General features: G+C 37.4%; 1 protein-coding gene. It reads right to left on the bottom strand.

What is annotated here, in order from left to right; all coding sequences use genetic code 11:
• Positions 1–230, bottom strand: a 230-nt coding sequence (locus SCA31_RS25795) for a DUF6804 family protein (RefSeq protein ID WP_410699772.1), incomplete at both ends; no start/stop codon positions are given.

Raw genomic sequence — 230 nt, 5'->3', positions numbered from 1 at the left:
AAAAGCCCGACAATGATGTCAATGATAATCCAAAAAGGCTTTAGATAAAAGTAAATCGGGATAATCGGATTGAAAAGAATGAAAATGAGCGCAAATGCAATAAACCAAAATCTTCTGCTCCTGAATTCATTGAAAATAATGATTAAGGCCATCACAGAAACGATTCCCCTTAGGAACGTATAGTACCCGAAAGGCAGATCTATAATGCCGATAAAACAGCAGATAGCGGC

Origin of the sequence: Chryseobacterium sp. SIMBA_028 (assembly GCF_046535285.1) — a bacterium.
Classification (GTDB): Bacteria; Bacteroidota; Bacteroidia; order Flavobacteriales; family Weeksellaceae; genus Chryseobacterium.
The sequence above is the reverse complement of the archived record's forward strand: the minus strand, read 5'-3'. Positions and strand labels throughout refer to the sequence as shown.